This is a genomic window from Paenibacillus spongiae, assembly GCF_024734895.1.
Classification (GTDB): Bacteria; Bacillota; Bacilli; order Paenibacillales; family Paenibacillaceae; genus Paenibacillus_Z; species Paenibacillus_Z spongiae.
In genome coordinates, this window is sequence record NZ_CP091430.1 from 6,792,711 (window position 1) to 6,809,673 (window position 16,963).

Annotated in this window: 13 protein-coding genes and 2 pseudogenes; 6 read left to right on the plus strand and 9 right to left on the minus strand. The window is 44.2% G+C overall.

Annotated features, from left to right (window positions below; translation table 11 throughout):
• Positions 1–202: 202 nt before the first annotated feature.
• Both L1F29_RS30510 and L1F29_RS30515 read left to right on the plus strand, forming a co-directional pair.
• A complete protein-coding gene (locus L1F29_RS30510; RefSeq protein WP_258385765.1) occupies positions 203–1,474 on the plus strand; it encodes an IS110 family RNA-guided transposase in 1,272 nt (423 codons plus the stop codon).
• Between the two features lie 786 nt (positions 1,475–2,260).
• On the plus strand, positions 2,261–3,907 hold the full coding sequence (locus tag L1F29_RS30515; protein WP_204822888.1) for an RNA polymerase sigma factor: 1,647 nt from the start codon (positions 2,261–2,263) through the stop codon (positions 3,905–3,907).
• A gap of 373 nt (positions 3,908–4,280) precedes the next feature.
• Here L1F29_RS30515 and L1F29_RS30520 read toward each other — a convergent pair whose 3' ends face one another.
• Entirely contained in the window at positions 4,281–4,841 is a 561-nt protein-coding gene (locus L1F29_RS30520) for a DUF4367 domain-containing protein (protein ID WP_258385766.1), read from the minus strand.
• Positions 4,842–5,193: 352 nt separating this feature from the next.
• On the opposite strand from L1F29_RS30520, the gene L1F29_RS30525 reads away from it, so the two are divergent.
• Complete coding sequence (locus L1F29_RS30525) at positions 5,194–5,823, plus strand: cysteine hydrolase family protein (protein WP_256762080.1); 630 nt, start codon at positions 5,194–5,196, stop codon at positions 5,821–5,823.
• Positions 5,824–5,887: 64 nt separating this feature from the next.
• On the opposite strand, the gene L1F29_RS30530 is transcribed toward L1F29_RS30525, so the two are convergent.
• The 8 genes and pseudogenes from L1F29_RS30530 to L1F29_RS30565 form a co-directional block, all read right to left on the minus strand.
• The gene (locus L1F29_RS30530; RefSeq protein WP_258385767.1) at positions 5,888–6,124 is read right to left on the minus strand and encodes a hypothetical protein; all 237 of its coding nucleotides are present in this window, start codon (positions 6,122–6,124) and stop codon (positions 5,888–5,890) included.
• Between the two features lie 197 nt (positions 6,125–6,321).
• Positions 6,322–6,612 (minus strand): SRPBCC domain-containing protein, encoded by a 291-nt coding sequence (locus tag L1F29_RS30535; protein WP_258385768.1) that lies wholly within the window; start codon positions 6,610–6,612, stop codon positions 6,322–6,324.
• Between the two features lie 100 nt (positions 6,613–6,712).
• A pseudogene (locus L1F29_RS30540) lies at positions 6,713–7,789 on the minus strand (RNA-guided endonuclease TnpB family protein).
• Between the two features lie 292 nt (positions 7,790–8,081).
• The gene (gene tcuA, locus L1F29_RS30545; RefSeq protein WP_258385769.1) at positions 8,082–9,596 is read right to left on the minus strand and encodes an FAD-dependent tricarballylate dehydrogenase TcuA; all 1,515 of its coding nucleotides are present in this window, start codon (positions 9,594–9,596) and stop codon (positions 8,082–8,084) included.
• Between the two features lie 18 nt (positions 9,597–9,614).
• Complete coding sequence (locus L1F29_RS30550) at positions 9,615–10,811, minus strand: carboxylate--amine ligase (protein WP_258385770.1); 1,197 nt, start codon at positions 10,809–10,811, stop codon at positions 9,615–9,617.
• A 236-nt stretch (positions 10,812–11,047) separates the two neighbouring features.
• On the minus strand, positions 11,048–12,268 hold the full coding sequence (locus tag L1F29_RS30555) for a glycosyltransferase family 2 protein (protein ID WP_258385771.1): 1,221 nt from the start codon (positions 12,266–12,268) through the stop codon (positions 11,048–11,050).
• Between the two features lie 6 nt (positions 12,269–12,274).
• Positions 12,275–12,931, minus strand: a complete 657-nt coding sequence (locus tag L1F29_RS30560; protein WP_258385772.1) for a PIG-L deacetylase family protein — start codon at positions 12,929–12,931, stop codon at positions 12,275–12,277.
• Positions 12,932–13,203: 272 nt separating this feature from the next.
• The gene (locus L1F29_RS30565) at positions 13,204–14,094 is read right to left on the minus strand and encodes an AraC family transcriptional regulator (RefSeq protein ID WP_258385773.1); all 891 of its coding nucleotides are present in this window, start codon (positions 14,092–14,094) and stop codon (positions 13,204–13,206) included.
• Between the two features lie 183 nt (positions 14,095–14,277).
• Between L1F29_RS30565 and L1F29_RS30570 the strand changes: the two genes are divergently transcribed.
• The 3 genes and pseudogenes from L1F29_RS30570 to L1F29_RS30580 form a co-directional block, all read left to right on the plus strand.
• Positions 14,278–15,129 (plus strand): aldo/keto reductase, encoded by an 852-nt coding sequence (locus L1F29_RS30570; protein WP_258385774.1) that lies wholly within the window; start codon positions 14,278–14,280, stop codon positions 15,127–15,129.
• 294 nt (positions 15,130–15,423) lie between these two features.
• Complete coding sequence (locus tag L1F29_RS30575) at positions 15,424–16,041, plus strand: hypothetical protein (protein ID WP_258385775.1); 618 nt, start codon at positions 15,424–15,426, stop codon at positions 16,039–16,041.
• A 321-nt stretch (positions 16,042–16,362) separates the two neighbouring features.
• Positions 16,363–16,868 (plus strand): annotated as a pseudogene (locus tag L1F29_RS30580) (IS110 family RNA-guided transposase); the annotation flags it as partial.
• Between the last annotated feature and the right edge of the window lie 95 nt (positions 16,869–16,963).

A 16,963-nucleotide genomic window follows, 5' to 3' on the forward strand; every position in this document is an offset into this window, starting at 1 on the left:
TCATTCGTTCAATCGACGAGAAGAACGTGAAAAGGGTCCGCCGCGGCGGACCCTTTTGCTGTTTCATTGAACTATCGTACCCGTTAGCATTCCTGTAGATGGATTAATTCCGTCTTTGCAAAAGAAAAGCGCCTCGGTACGATGGGAGTACGCAACGGGTCATAGCCCTTTAAAATCCCATCATCCAGGAGGACGCTCTACTATGAAGTTTAAACCGCAGGACAAACAAAATCAACTCATTGAAAAAATTACTGCTCAGCACCTCGTCGTCGGGATCGACATCGCCCAACAAACGCATGTCGCGCGTGCTGTTAACTTTCGTGGAATCGTCATCGGTCATCCATTATCCTTTTCAAATGATGAAGAAGGATTTCAAAATCTTCTAAGTTGGATCCGTTCCCTGCAAGCCGCGAACGACCTTAACGCGGCTATTGTTGGTATGGAACCAACCGGTCATTACTGGCTTAACGTCTCTAGGTGGCTCTCCGAGCGTCAATTCGAAGTGGTTCTCGTCAATCCTCATCTTGTAAAAAAGAATAAGGAAAACCGCGACAATACGCCATCCAAGAGCGACAAAAAGGATGCTCTAGTCATTGCCGACATGGTCAAGAACGGCTACTACTCATTCATTCGCAATACGCCAGAAGCCTTTGAAGAACTACGTGTCTTTCTCTCAAACCGCGACTCTGTCGTGACGAGGCTCGTTAGCGCAAAGAACCAAATCCATCGTTGGGTTGACGTTGTTTTCCCGGAGCTGCGTCAGGTCTTTAAGAGCCTCATGTGCACGGGTTCGTTGGCCACGCTTCGTCTTTTCCCTACACCTGAAGAGCTCCGGAAATTACAGCCCCAAGACATCATTGCAGGCTGGAAATCGCTGATGAAACGTCACTCTGGAGAACGAAAAGCTCGTGCTCTTATCGCGCTTGCTAACAGCTCTGTTGGTTCTAAACAAGCCACGCAAGCTTACAAGCTTCACTTGAAACAGTTACTTGATGAGTACGACCTTGCTAGTCGACAGCTCCAAACGGTCGAGACAGAAATCATTGCCGTGTTAGATCGCATTCCTTTTGCTAAATCTATGCTTGCTGTCAAAGGGATCAGCGCCATTTCACTTGCTGGTATTCTAGGTGAGGCTGGGGATTTAAGCGGATTTGTTCACGGCAATGCCCTGCTGCGTCATGCTGGACTCAACCTCGCAGAAGCAAGCTCTGGCAAATGGACCGGACAGATGAAGATTAGCAAACGTGGGAGAGCTCGCCTCCGTCGTTTCATCTTCATGATGACCATGAGTTTGGTGATGAACAATCCGGAATTCCAAGCTATGCATACACACAATGTACAGGTGAAGAAGATGAGGAAAATGAGGTCCATTATGAAACTATGTGGGAAACTTGCTCGCATACTGGTTGGAATGGCTCGGCGTGGCGAAGTCTACAATCCACAAAAGACATTCCCCATGCAAGTAGCTGCATAAACAGAACCTACCGTTTCGTTGCACGAGTTTTGGCTTATTCGCGGGATTTCAAAAGAAAGCACGGAGTACCGGATGTATTAAACCAAAGGGCACCGACCCGTACCGTTAGCAAGACCGGCCTCCACCCCTTGGACAGGCGTAACGAAGGAATGAGAGGGCAAAGACCTGTTGAGACATGGGAGTGAAAACCTCCAGGGGCGGCGTGGAGAAAGCGTGCAGTATATGGAAGAATATGGGGTAGCGATCTCCCCCTCTATTTCCTCACGCCTTCATGTTGTCCTGGTCTACTACAAGGGTTCTCTTACACTCTTCTGTAATTCTAGTAAGGGTGAAATCCTGCGAATAAGCGAGCATTTGTGAGATAACTAAATCGTACCGAGGGAGTTTAATGAACCTCTATTATGCATTTGAATAATTAATCGAGACCACTCCTGGTTTACCTACGGAACGAAGGAGTACCCCAAGTACCCGAAGAAGAACTTCGGCTCGTGCTCCTAGTTTGTATCCTCCCTTAGTTGTACGGAAAAAAGTATCTTTATATACTAAAAGTGAGACCTTTACATCTAAAGTAATCTTCAGCTTGTTTAATTCTTTTCCAATATACTCAACAAAAAGTTCATAACGTCTCTTTAACCATTCAAATGACCTACTCATGATGTTTGTAATTATACATGTATGAGTGATCCGGTAGGACGTCCAAATTTTTTTGAAAATATCCCAACCTTTATTTCGCCTGGCACACTATTTGATTGTCAGGAATTACAGATGCAACTACGGAGGCAAAAAATGAATTCAATCGGGAAGAACGGAAAAGAAGCGGCGGAAGCGATTCGGAATTATGTCAAGCCGATTTTCGGTTTTGCGTTGAACCGGGTCAAGCAGCGGGCGGAGGCGGAGGATCTGGCTCAGGAGATTATGCTGCAGTTGTTGAAATCCTTCTCCGGGGTGCGGGACATTAGATGCCTTGAGGCTTACGTCTGGACGGTTGCCCGATACACTTGGGTGAATTGGTTGAAAAAGCGTGCGCACGCTCCCCAAGCGATCGAAATCAACGGCATGTCCGAACTGTCGGCCGCCCCTTCCCGGGAGCCGCTTGACCGGCTGCTGGTAACCGAAGCTTACCGCGAGCTGCGCCGGGAAGTCGCGTTTCTGTCCGACATCCATCGCCGGATCGTGGTCATGCATTACTACGACGAGCTTAAAATCGGCGATGTCGCGATTGCTCTGAACATTCCTGTCAACACGGTGAAGTGGCATTTGAGCGAGGCCAAAAAGGAGTTAAGGAAAGGGATGAAACGTATGCGTGCAACAGGAACTTTGAGTGTCAATCCGGTCAGCATGGGGGAAATGGGCCATTCCGGTTCGGCCGGCAGACTGGGCGAAACCAACGATTTTCTTGGACGCGCCTTGGCGCAAAATATCGTTTACGCGGCTTATCACAAGGCGCGTACCGTACATCAAATCGCGGAGGAGCTCGGAATGCCGCCGTCTTTGCTGGAAGGCGAAGTCCGGCACCTGGCCGATTACAATTTTCTCATCCAAACCTCTCCCGGCAAATATCAAAGCAATACCATCGTCTGGGACCTCTTCGAGTTGGTCGTAGCCGGTCATCGATTCTGGCAAGATTGCGCCGCCGAAGTGGCCGATGTTCATTTCGACGCGTTAATGGAAGTTCGCCGGCAAGTCGAGGATAGCGGAGTGTACGTTCCGGACGGCGACTATAACTTCCTGCTCTGGACCTTGCTGCCCAAGAACGTCGAGGAGCAATCTTGGCGGAGCATGCCGGCGGGCGACAACTTCGATGCGGTCGCACCAATGCGAAAGGACGGAGGGCAGTATATTGCCTATGCGGCGTTGAACCGGAGCCGCAATGCCGATCCGGGTTTTGATTTGAGTAGTTACGTCACCTTCGGTCCGTCGCTCCGCTACGTCGAAGACACTCCCTTATACTTGTGGCAATTCAATACGTACTGGAGCGACCGCCAGGTGGATTGGCGTTTCCTGGAATACCGGAATGTCGAGATTTGTCATGCGTTCCAACAAGGGGAACTGCCCGACAACGAAGAGAACAGCGAGCAATATTCGTTCCTGCTGGAGAAGGGGTACATCCGCAAGACGGAGGAGGGGTACAAATTCAATGCGGTTTGGATCGACTCTCCGCAAACGTTGGATCGGTTGAACAAGGCAATGCCGGATTTGTCCGCTCTGTATGCGCCTGCTGTCGGCAAGCTCTACGATAAAATGCTCAAACTGTTCCTGCAAAATCAGCCGAAGCATTTGGAGCCGCAGCTTGCTTACATGGTGAGAGGCAATACCGGCGGAGGCCGGCTGGTCGCTTATATTTTGAAGCATTTGATCGATAACGGGAAGTTGAAACCGCCGTTGCCGCACCAGCAGAAGACGATTTCAACCTGGATGGGGCCGGTCAAGTAAGTCGGTTCGGAAATGTATACGAAGAATGGCCGTTCCCGGGTGGTGGCCATTTTTACACAAAACTCTGTCTGTCCAACGAAGTGATTAGGACATCGCTATTGCACCACGGCCCCCTCCTGAACGTATGAAAATGATTAAAAACCACCCATGACGCATGTGCGTCATGGGTAGTTTTTAATCGCAATCGTATCTGCCGGATTTCTCCTTTACCTGACGATTTTTATTCTTTCTTGTCCGCAACCAACCGTGAGAGGCCAGATGCTCCACATACTCAGCAGATCTATTCAGCAAAACTGCCCGTTAGTTCAACGACGGCCGGCTGCCTCGGTGTCTTTAATGAGCCTAACGTTTCCCGTAAAGTGCTACCACTTAATCATTTCATTGATTTTGCTAACGCGACCATTTCCTCTTTAGTCAAATCTCCGCTGTCGAATTCAATGAAAGTACCATTTTGTACCCATCGTAGGTATCCTCCTGGTATATGATTAGCCCATGGTTCAAATCGCCCTTCTATACCGTTTATGTTAATTTTCTCTCCACGTTCATTAAATTTAAAATCCTCGACTATTGTTCTTGTTGTACTTGTTTGGTTACGAACATCGATGTTAGTGACAACTCGGTTTATTTTATAACCAACCGCCTTATGTTCTTCAATTCCAAACAAATATGTCTGTCCTGATTCATCAAAAAAATGAAGTCTAACTTTTGAAACTGATTGACTAAGAACAAGCGGATATGGTTCCTTAATTTCTAACTTATAGCTTTGAGCCGAGTAAGACGGTGTAAGTAGTTTGAAATCCGCAACATATTTTAGCTTGTCCAATTCAACATTTGAAAAAGCTAGCGTAGGTTTAGCTGATGCGATGAGTAGTTCATTGTTGATTCCAACAGACAGCGTAAAGATAAAAATCAATGAAATAATCCGTTTAAACAAGGGCAGTTCCTCCAAATTTTTTGGTAATATTATGTCCTTGTTTAATTCAACTATCCTGCCCGTTACTTCAATGAGCAATAAAGAGCCGCGTTAGAGCAGCTCCTGCGCACATGTTACCCGTTAGCATACCTTCTTGAAACAATTCGTCAAAGTTGCACACTAATTTCTATAACAAAGGGAACCAAACAAACTACAAATACATATAGATGCCTATAGAGTTTTTAATGACTATGTACTTGTTCGGTGCAGCTGTCGTGTCAATGCTGAACTTTTTTAGAAAACAACTTCTCTATCTTCCCTGAACAGGATGCAAACATTTCCGCAAGCTTATGCTGCGAGGGAGGTAAGTAATTTGCCGTTTAAACCACATCCCAATAATACTGCTATTGTAATCACAGACCCACAAAATGACTTTATGAGTCCTGGGGGAAGAGGCTATCATCTGACTAAAGGAACTATTGAACGAAACAATACTATACAAAACCTTGAACTATTAATGAGAACTGCCATGAATAAGGGATACCAACTTTTCATATCGCCCCATTATTTATACCCTCATGATTATGGCTGGCAATTTACAGGAAATGAACAAAAGATGCTATTAGGTCTTAGAATGTATCAAGTGGCAAATGCGTACACACCACCGTCATTTGGAGCTGATTTTGTTCATTCTTTCAAACCTTATATTTTTGATAGAAGAACCGTCATTGCAACTCCTCACAAGGTTGCCAGCCCACAAACAAATGACTTGGAATATCAGTTACGACAACATAGAAAAGAGAAGATAATTATTGCAGGGGTGCTTTCCAACGTTTGTGTAGAGTCACATATGAGGCATCTAATCGAAACTGGTTTTGAAACAGCTGTTGTATACGATGCCACCGCAACAATTAGTGAAGAGGATTTTCAAGCTGCCGTTACCAATTATAAAGCATTTGCCAGTGCTACTTGGACGACACAGGAGGCTATTTCAAACTTATAAATCAGTATCCCCAATGGTAATTTCCTATACAACTTGTCCGAACTGTCACCAAGTGGTTGCTTGGTCAGAATAAGGGCTTGGAATAACGGATGAATTTAGATAGCACAACCCCCTCTAATCTGTTCGGAGGAGTTATTCTTGCTTTGCACAAAAGAGCAAATGCAATACCACATACGTATTCAATTCCAGTTAATTCCTCATTCTTTCTAATTCTTTTCAATGAAGAAATCAAAGTCACAATAAATATTAAGGCATAAATAGGCATGAAAAATATAGCGGAGAATCCAATAAACCCCTCCATGACTGCCTCCTAATTTTCAAATAAGTACTATTGCCAGTAACAGCAAACTATATATCTCATTCATATCACCCCGATATACATAACAACTATTACAATGATATTTTTCCATAATAAATTTTAAACAAGTTACGCAGAGCCTATTTGTGAGGAATACCTATGCGATTCTGCCCGTTAGCGTAAAGAACCAACCGCGCAGGTCATTCGGTATAGACAGCGAGATTTTGCAGAGTGGACTTCAAACCAACGTCGTGATCTTCCTTCCGTATTCCTTCGGGTACGTTCTCGCAAACTATGGTAACCGTGGTGCCTTCCGGAACGGCCGTTAAAGTCCATGTCATGATCATCTCTCCCGCGAAAACAGGATCCTCAGACTCGAATTCGACTACCTGCACAATCCGCTCATTTGGGGAGAATTCCAAGAACCTCCCCTTGACGACATCAGCATCGTCCGAGGTCTTGCCTTGCGTCGAATGGTCCTTGCGTGACATGCTCCCCCCACTTCTAGAAGTGGGGGCTTCCCAGGACATACCTAATAACTTAGATATCATTACTGGGCTATCTCCGCCTGCCCGGCGGTTCTCTATTCATCTATGTCATGCCTAGCATTCTAATCCCTTCGGCCCGTATGTTTCCGGCAGCATTTTCATCCCTCTGCTGGGGGTACCACAACCCTCACAGACCCAGACTCGATCCTTAAGTGTCAGTTTCGTGTTGATCGTGCCACACGTTCTGCAAAGTTTGCTCGAAGGATACCATTTATCGATCCGAACAAGCGGCTTACCACGTTCGGCCAGCTTATACCCAAGAAACGCCCTAAACATGCCGTTTCCGTTATCCATCGTTGCTTTTCGAAAGAGATAGGGATTGGGACATGGCTTTCATGTTCAGATCTTCCACAACGACTGCATCCCAAGATTCAGCCAGCTGCCGACTCTCTTTGTGCAGGAAATCTTTCCGTTGGTTGGATACTTTCTCATGGAGACGGGCTACCCGAAGTTTTTGCTTCTTCCAGTTCGACCCACCCTTTTCCCTTCTGGAGAGGACTCTCTGTGCTCGCTTCAGCCGAACTTCCATCTGACGCAGATATCTCGGATAGTTTGCGGATGTGCCGGTATGGTCGATATATAACGTCTTTGAACTATAATCCAGACCCAGTACTTTTTCACGACGGGGGATCGTATGTTCGATGTCTGCCGCATACTCGGTCAGGATCGAAATGTGGTATTTCCCATTTGAATTGCGGCTGATCGTTGCCGATTTGATTTCATGTCCATCCGGAATTTGCCGGTGGAGCTTGATTCGGATCTCACCCAGTTTAGGGATACGGACATGCTTCCCGTCTGCTGCGATTCGAACCGTCCCCTTCTGATTATTGGTTGTGTAGCTCTGAACCGGGTTTTTCCGACTTTTGAACTTCGGATACCCCATGAGCTTGTCCCGAAAGAAGTTCCGGAAGGCGGTCTTCAGGTTTAGCTCCGCATTGCACAAGGCGAGGCTGTCCACTTCTAGCAGCCAGTCGAACTCCATCTTGAACGCTGCTGGTGTCCGATACCTCTGCCGCTTCAGTTGCTGTTTATCTGCTTTATAATATTCATACTTGACTTGACGTTCAGCCAGCATCCGATTGTAGAGAAACCGAACACAGCCAAATGTTTTACGAATCATCGTTTCTTGCTCTGTTGTGGGATAGATTCTGAACCGAAAAGCCTTATTCACGTGATCACCCCTATTCGTTGATTATACCACAAAAAAGGAATGTACGTTCGTATATTTGTCGGCAAACAGAATACTAAAAGCACCGATTCATCCCTCACCTACACGCTCACTACGTGAGTTAGGAAGTTTAGAGGTGGGGGACTTCTCGGATTTTAGGTTAATGGGGTACACTTCAGTTTAGATTAACCCATTTTTTCTAATCTCTATTTTAGGGGGTGTACCGCAAAGCAAGAGATGTTTTTTACTTCGATGTTGACTTACGTCTTATTGCATGCTCTGCCGCTTGCTCACCCGCAATTCTCCCGAAAACCGACCCTGCCATGAGGCCGGCTCCACCGGGATAGTTAAAATAAAACAATCCTCCCACCAGTTCTCCTGCTGCGTATAATCCTGGAATTGAGTTGTGCCCTGTATCCTGCACTTCCGCCTTCGAATTAATTTTTAATCCGCCAAAAGTGAATGAAATTCCGCAAGTAACCGCATACGCTTCAAAAGGGCCATCCTCGATCGTATTGGCCCAATTGGATTTTGGCACATGAAGCTCCACTGTACAGCGGCCATCCTTAATTGTTGGATTAAACGGAATGTCAGTACGAACGGCAGAATTAAATTTCTTAATTGTCTTCAGGCAAGTTTCAAAATTTACTCCCTCCATTTTTGCGGTTAACTCTTCCAATGTATTTGACTTTATTTTTGTTACGAGATCGCTGCGATACTCATTCCCTAGTAGATGAGCAACTTTCCGGTCAAAAATTTGCCACGCAAATTGACCGGGCTGAGTCAAAATTTCACGACCGTATTTTGCATAAGTATAGTTGCGGAAATCGGCGCCTTCATCAATAAAACGCTCTCCATTCGCGTTAACCATAATCCCTAGAGGATAGCCGTGTTTTTGAAATCCGGAGCCTGTGGTCAAATTTCCAAATTCCGGAGCATTGCGATCCCAACAGACTGAATGGGAGCCGGACCAATGTCCATAAGGCATGGCGCCAATATCTAAAGCCATGCGGATGCCATCCCCGGTATTGTAACGGGTCCCGCGGACTTTTGCCAACTCCCATCCGGGTCCGAGAAAACGCGTGCGCATTGCTGAATTGGCCTGAAAACCTCCGCATGCCAATATAACTGACTTTGCATAGATTTTTGTTGTCTTTCCTCTTCGTTTAAGGCTGACGCCATACACCCCTTGCTCGCCTGATAGCAAGGACGTGGCTTGAGCCTCATATAGCATGGTAACCCCTTCCTTGTTGGCAGTTTCATGCAGCGCCTTCATTAATCCGGCGCCTCCTCCTGCAGCCTCTACGGTTAGTCCGCCCCAAAACTTTAATTTTCCATCCACCTTAAAGGCTTGCCGGCCATATATGGGTACAAACGGCACATTCTTTGCTTGCATCCATTGTATAGTAGAGAGACTTTCCTTCGTTAATTTTCTCGTTAGCTCCGGATGACATCTGGATTGTGTTACTCGAAACATGTCGTTGATAAAGTGTTCTTCAGGATAAGAGCCGAAATCCGTATTCTCTATTTCCTCCTGTGTCAAGCCAGGCATCAATGTCTTTAAATCTTCTATCCCATTGTAAGCAAACCTGAACGCGCCCGCAGAAAACGCACTATTCCCGCCACGGTCCTTTTCCATCGCCCTTTCCAAAACAATAACTTCAACACCGCTCTCGCGCGCCGCCAGAGCAGCGCACATGGCAGCGTTACCGGCGCCTACTACTAAAATATCTGTTGAGATTGGTTGATCGTCCTTCATTTTCTCCCTCCCAATCTATTAACGTTTACCGGTACGTTTTCTTTGCTCCCTTCTGCTTTTCCATGCATTATACAAATGATTGAAGGTAATGCGGAAAAAAGGCATTGGATCATCCCAAGTAAACAGCGCGTATTCTCTTTTTCCAGATAAATTTTTTATCCATTCCCAAAAGGTCATTTCCCCATTTTTTTCTTTTTGGCGAAATGAAAGAAAATCCCGAACCAAATAGACCCATTTGATGCCTTCTTTTTGATTGGTTATCGGCTGTGGATCTTGTCCTGTCATGGATAAGTAATATAAATAACAGATATTCACACCACACGCAGTCGACAAACTGTGGGACAACCATGTTCTCGCATTAATTTCGAGAAATTTCATAACCCCGTCCCGCGGATCTTTTTTAAATTCTAATTTTCCAAAACCTTTAAATTGCAACTCTTCCAAGAAAGCAATACCAAGTTCCGTGGATGTTTCTTCCCTTGTGCTAAGCATAAGAGAGGCAGATCCAAAATAAGGGGGGAATTGCTGAAGCTTTTTCGAAGTAAATAAACCGATTAAATTCATCTTTTCGTCAAAAAAGGCTCCTACGCCATAAAGTTGGTCCTCATTCCCAGGGATAAGCTCTTGGATGAGAAGCTCACCATATTGTCTATAAATCCTATATTCTTGTTGCAATGTTTCAGCTTTTTCTATGATGATTGCTTTTTTATTTAATCTCTTACGATAATCGTCTGAAAACACCGGCTTCAAAATACAGGGAAAGGTAAGCTCATTACTTAATGATTCAAGTTGATCTTCATGATTAATAATGTACGTCTTCGGGCAAGGAATGTTATGCTTCCGGGCTAATTCATAAGTTAATCTTTTATCGAGTACCGCTTCGATCAAGGTGTGATCCGGCAGCAAAAAAGAATATAAACCAGATAATGATTCTCTAAATTTGGAGATAAAGTAAACAAAATCATCTGACGCCGCATAAAGCACGGCTTTCTTGCCAAGGCTTTCTCCCAAACGGATAAGGAAAGTAAGCAGCTCTTCCTGATTGTAAGTAGGGTGAGGACAAATTCCACATACCGCGTGTCGTGTTCTTCCGAGTTGGTATCTTTCCTTAATATCATAAGCATAAACCGAGATTCCTTTACGCCTTAAACTTCGTACGACGCCAATGCCATTGGCACTCAGACATAGGACAACTGCAGGGTGTTCGTGTTGCACCGACATCTCCTCCTAAACGCAACCCACGCCTTTTTTGGATCTGTATTAAAATATTAAAATTCCATCTATAATGGCACGGTCTATGTCCCTGTTATTGCGCGCTACCTGAATATTTCTATCCTCCTAAATTTCATTTCATGACATCTTCAGTTCACGAAAAAAACACCGCTGATATTAAGCCGTGAGAGGGCCTAACCCAGCGGTGATTCCGTGGATCTCGTTCGGGGGAAGCTCTTTTACGTTTTGGACAGGATATCGAATAACTTGACTAAACTTCTATATTTGCCAGAGGCGAGGATTTCATCGCGTTGTGAAAATATGAGTTTTTTTGCGCTCGGATCGGCTTCAAGGCCGGATTTGCGCAATAGCTTGCGAATCCTTTTGTTTTGCGACTGGAGGATGAAGCTTTGACGTAGCATTAGGACCAGCGCTTCATTGAACTCTTTATACCTCCCGGGGAACTTTCTGTTTAGAGAGTAATAATGCTTAACGCATTCATTCATAAATTTATACTTGATTCCGTAGATTTTATGCACGGATACAAGGTAAGTGTCAAAAACAGGATGTTTCTTCCTGAGTAAAACCCTGTTTTTTTTAGCTTCTGATTTCTTAGTGGGAAGAACCGGATGTTCTTGATGATAACGCGTTAAATCGGGATCAATAACAAATTTGATGCCGGCTTTATGGAGTCTAAAGGCAAATTCCGTGTCTTCTGCTCCCCAGCCTGTAAAGTCCTCATCGTAGCCCCCAACTGCGTCAATTACAGCTTTCTTAAGGGAAATATTTCCTCCGCAAACCAACCAAGGCAAGTGGCACCTCTCTATATCCCCTCCCATTTTGTGTAATTTAGCAGCGAAAGGGCTTCTGACGACAAATGGCTTTATTTGTGAAAAGCTCTTCATATTTTTTTTATCTAACAATGGAACAGGTTCTTTTATCCTCTTGATATAGTTTGCGATATTCGAGGGATCCATAATTTGTTGCCTATACAACTTCAACCTGTCACCCGCCGACGGGTTAATCTTGGCAAAGTGACGAACCCCATTCATTTGTTCTGTGTTAAACTCAGGAAAAAGATAAGAGTATACCTTCATTCCCCCCATATTAAATACAACAGCCTGCTCATTGGTGAGATGATGCCTGTAGTTATACTCTACGTACTTCGGGTCAACAACCATTTCGGCATCCAAAAAAATAATGATGCCTCCCTTAGCTTTCTTCAGTCCTTGGTTTCTGGAATAGGAGACGCCTCTTCTTTTCTTGTTACGTACGTATTTAAAAGAGTAGGGAGGATTATATGTTTCCAGCAGCGGCGTGTCGTCACTTGAAGCGTCATCGACGAGGATCACTTCCATCTTGGACAGGTCGAATTTCTGGTATTCCAAAGCATACAAGCTTAGAAGATTAAGCGGGTAGCGATTATACGACGGCATGATAATGCTGACTTTAATCCCCAATATGACTCACTTCCATATCTTCCTTATGATTTCAAACGCTTCAGCATACTGTACGCCAACGGTCATCCCCCGTATTCGTGCTAAAAATCTGATCCCTTTATACGAACGCGGATGGGGAAAAGGCCGCATTTCTATATCATAGTATTGAAGGGCCTTAATTTTCTCTTCGATCGTATCCTCAATATTGACATAGTAGTTAGGTTTAAAGGTTTTATCGTCTGTATATTGCGTCCATTCGCTAGAGGAGACCGTCTCAAAACATATAATTTCAATCTGTTTTTTCCCAGGGATCGGACGCGCCGCGGTCATAACCGCTTCAAACGTAATCCGATGGTCACGATTCATATCGCCGTAATGATGAGTAAAAATAATATCGGGTTCATACTTTGGTAACAAAGCTTCTAGCTTTTGGATAATTTCTAGAAGGGGTAGGGCATCTAATTTTTGAGTGGGAAGCTGCAAGATAATTACCTCTTTGATTCCCAGATGATTATTCGCCTGAGCAGCAAAGTTCGGCAGTTTGTCCTCCTCTTCCTTCCTCCCTTTCGTCAATATTACAGAAACAACCTCACATCCTTCGTCAATTAACCTTTTAATAGCCCCTCCTGCTCCCAGTATTTCATCATCCGGATGCGCCGCAACAATCATCACCTTTTGGTTCATTCAACCACCTTATTTCTCCGAATTGGAGTAATAAATCTAAGACAGGAGCTTCTTCACTTTTGGCCAGCGTAAAAACCGATGCCTGTTTCCGGTCGACAATACGACCCCCATTTACAATCTATTTCTCTTCTGATTTTCTTGTAACGGTTTGTACCTATAAAAATTAAAAATAGACCAGAGTTTTTTCACTTACAACCGAAGCAAAAAAAAAGCCGGCCAAGGCGGCATGCTTTGTGGAATGTAAAAATTTCCATGTACGGACTGATTTTCGTTTATGCTTTAAGACGCTTGATATCTTGTATAGGCGGAAATCCAAACATTCTGGAATACTCGCGGCTGAATTGGGAAGTACTTTCATAACCTACTCGATATGCAACATCAGAGGCATCTGCAGACTCGGTTAATAATAGACGCCGAGCTTCCTGAAGTCTCATTTGTTTTTGAAACTGGATAGGACTCATGGCCGTTACTTCTTTAAAGTGTCGATGAAACGATGAAATACTCATATTCGCTATTTCTGCAAGCTCCTCGATCCGAAAAGCATGATTGAAATTATTCATGATATGTTCAATAACATCTCTGATTTGGCGGATTGAACTCTCTTCCAACACTATTCCCTTTAAAATGTCCCCATTCTGACCTTGCAGCACCCTATAAAGAATTTCCTCCGTATATAGCGGAGCAAGCATAGGAATATCTACAGGATGATCTAACAAACGGGCTAATCTGATGACCGCATCCAATAATGATGATTCAATATGGCTAACAAACATAGCTCGTTTAGGATTTTCTTTCGTGATAGCTCGAAGTTCAGAGTCATGTAAAACCTTTAAGATTTGACTCGGTGAAAATTCAAGCCTGAGTCCTAAATATGGTGCATCGGGTGTGGCTTCAGTGACTTGGGCGGTAACTGGCAAGTGAACAGACGCCACTAGGTATTCAGCAGGACTATAGTTAAAGCGATCCTTTGCTAGCCATACCTCCTTCTCCCCTTGTACAACCATACAAAAAGAAGGGTTGTATACTCCATGACTTGGCCCGGTCGCATTTGAACGACGCATAATAAATAGGGACGGAATAGCAGTTCTTTGAACTCCGTCCTCTTCTAAATAACGTTCAATGATTCTTGCAAGTTCATTCTGCTGTGTGATTATTTTAGACATTTGATCCTCCCCGTACCGTCAACCTTTATAGTTCGATTATAGTCCATATTTATCTGTCAAATAAGTGGCAGTGAGAGGATTAGGCAAACATCTGATACGAATGGGATAACGATCGCTTTGTCATCTGGTGCATAATAAAGATATGAAATTTGCACATAATCATTAAAAACCGGAGGATTTTATATGCAAAAAGTAACTTTGAACAATGGTGTTAAGATGCCTCTACTTGGTTTTGGTGTTTTTCAAATTCAGGATGAAAATGAATGTGAACAAAGCGTTTATGACGCTATTATGGCGGGGTATCGGCTGATTGATACCGCTGCCTCTTATCTAAATGAGGAAGCAGTTGGCAGATCGATCAAACGTAGCGGCGTGGTAAGAGAGGAGTTATTTATCACTACGAAACTTTGGGTTCAGGATACCGGATATGATCGTACAAAAAAAGCATTCGAAAAATCACTGAAGCGATTGCAATTGGATTATTTGGATTTGTATTTAATTCATCAACCGTATGGAGATGTTTACGGCTCTTGGCGCGCGATGGAAGAATTGTATCGTGAAGGTAAGGTACGGGCAATTGGCGTCAGCAACTTTCATGAGGATCGTCTGATCGATTTGATGCTTCATAACGAAGTGGCTCCTGCCGTAAACCAGGTTGAAACACACCCATTCAACCAACAAATCGAAAATGCAAAATTTATGAAAGAGCATAATGTTCAGATCGAATCCTGGGCGCCTTTTGCAGAAGGGAAAAATAACTTGTTCCAGAATGAGGTTCTGGTACCTATAGCTGAAAAATATAATAGATCCGTTGCTCAGGTGGTTTTACGTTGGTTGACAAAAAGAGAAGTCGTCGTGATTCCAAAATCGGTTCGCAAAGAAAGAATGATCGAAAACTTCAATATTTTCGATTTTGAATTAGAACAAGAGGATATGGAGTCGATTGCTGCGTTAGATACGAAACAGAGCCTGTTCTTTTCACATCGTGATCCTGAAATGGTAAAATGGATTGGAACGCGTAAATTGGATATTTAATCGATACGAATCAGGGGGCTGCAGCCACTAACTAGCTGCAGCCTTTTTGTCATTCAAGTCTGTGTCATCTGCCTTTAAACAAACGTTACCCGTTAGTTCAATAAAAACAAGGTATTTCGTTCAACTAACGTTCCTGTTAGCTGAATAGACTTCTACACAAAATATTTCTTTGTTTTTCTTGGGATTGCTTCGGATTTCGGTTACAAACAGGGAGGGTGAAAAAAGTTCATCCTCCTCACTTTTTCAAAGGTACTCTATATTAAATTTAAGGAATTTAAGAAAGGGATGATTTACATGAAGAAAATGATAAGAATGGTGCTTGCTACAGCAGTTTTGATGTTTGTTTTGAGTGCCAGTATTGTATCTGCAATGTTCGATGAGGGCAGGTTCAAGCCCGTACCTCCTGGAGAAGGAGATTATTTAACTCCGTTTCCCGTCACATCTTTAAACAAAGATGAATTAGTGAAGATGACCGAAGGGCCAGAAACTACCGTTGGTGATTATAAAGGAATTGTACTGATTGCAAAAGCAACTCCAGAATACCTCGAAGAGGAGTACGTTTTTCTTCCGATTAACAGTTCACAAATCGATAAAAATGAGGGTGTGATTCTGTACGACGCTCCTAAAGAGATGCTTGGTTGGACAATAGCAAAAACAGGCTTCAACCTTTTAAAGGTGAGCAGTGATGAGGCAGTCTTTTACGGCCCAAAACGTGGTTGGATGGAGAACAATGACGGCGGCAGTGACGGCGGCAGTGACGGTGGCAAGGACGGCGGCAGTGACGAAGGCGAATGTGTGGGTGAATGTGAGATGGAGCCGGGAGAAGAGGGAACGCACACCGCTCCAAGCCAAGGTGGCGGCTACACTGGAAATTCAAATGGTGGAGGTTATACTGGTAACTCAAGTGGGTAAGTCTGATTGAATCGGTTTAGGTAGAAAAAGCTCGGTAGCCACGCAAAAGGCTGTCGAGCTATTTTTGCTGAAGTCCCCCTGTCGTTGCGTTAAACTGCCCGTTCGTATTATGAGATCAACCAGTTCTTTCTGGTCGATCCTTTTTTCATTTTCTTTAAGGATTAAGGCAGCCGGGTCGAACGTAACTGCCCGTGGGACTTGATCCCGAGCGCTATAATGTTCCCCCCTACTTGTCATAACCATGATTGAGGCTGGTTGGGACGTGTGATCCCGTATAACAAGCGATGCTATGGAGCGGCAAGAAGAACCTATAGGGGTTAGCAAACGATGTACTCCAGCCACTTGATCAATTTAAACGTACTCATCACCCTCATTCCTCAGTACCAGGAGCATCTTACTGAGTTGGAACAGAACATAGATGCTCTGGCTGAAGAAATCGAAGAATATGATTTAATCCAGTCGATTCCCGGTATTGGCAATAAAATTGCGGCAACAATTTTATCGGAAATTGGAGAAATCGACCGATTTGATCATCCAAAAAACTGGTCGCTTTTGCAGGCATCGACCCGAGTGTGTTCGCTTCAGGTAAGTTCACAGCAACTCGGAATCGAATCACCAAACGTGGTTCCCGACAGCTTCGTTATGCGCTAGTTATGGCTGTCCAGTGCGGACTTATCCGTTCCCGCAATACGCGGCTCAAAGAATTTTATGAACGCAAGAGGGCTGAAGGAAAGCCGCATAAAGTGGCTCTGGTCGCATGTGCAAACAAGCTGATTCATTGGATCCATGCCATCTTGAAAAGTAAAAAGGCATTCCGTCTTTCGTAACAAAAACATAATGGTATAGCCTTCCAAAACAGAGCGAATTGGAGGGTTGTTTGGCATGCTTATTTTAACTATATCACATGAGATAGATTCATTTT

Excerpts from the sequence above, each read along its gene's own strand:
- L1F29_RS30510 (WP_258385765.1), top strand. The coding sequence starts at position 203 with ATGAAGTTTAAACCGCAGGACAAACAAAATCAACTCATTGAAAAAATT.
- L1F29_RS30515 (WP_204822888.1), top strand. The coding sequence starts at position 2,261 with ATGAATTCAATCGGGAAGAACGGAAAAGAAGCGGCGGAAGCGATTCGG.
- L1F29_RS30530 (WP_258385767.1), bottom strand. The coding sequence starts at position 6,124 with ATGGAGGGGTTTATTGGATTCTCCGCTATATTTTTCATGCCTATTTAT.
- L1F29_RS30535 (WP_258385768.1), bottom strand. The coding sequence starts at position 6,612 with ATGTCACGCAAGGACCATTCGACGCAAGGCAAGACCTCGGACGATGCT.
- tcuA (WP_258385769.1), bottom strand. The coding sequence starts at position 9,596 with ATGAAGGACGATCAACCAATCTCAACAGATATTTTAGTAGTAGGCGCC.
- L1F29_RS30560 (WP_258385772.1), bottom strand. The coding sequence starts at position 12,931 with ATGAACCAAAAGGTGATGATTGTTGCGGCGCATCCGGATGATGAAATA.
- L1F29_RS30565 (WP_258385773.1), bottom strand. The coding sequence starts at position 14,094 with ATGTCTAAAATAATCACACAGCAGAATGAACTTGCAAGAATCATTGAA.
- L1F29_RS30570 (WP_258385774.1), top strand. The coding sequence starts at position 14,278 with ATGCAAAAAGTAACTTTGAACAATGGTGTTAAGATGCCTCTACTTGGT.
- L1F29_RS30575 (WP_258385775.1), top strand. The coding sequence starts at position 15,424 with ATGAAGAAAATGATAAGAATGGTGCTTGCTACAGCAGTTTTGATGTTT.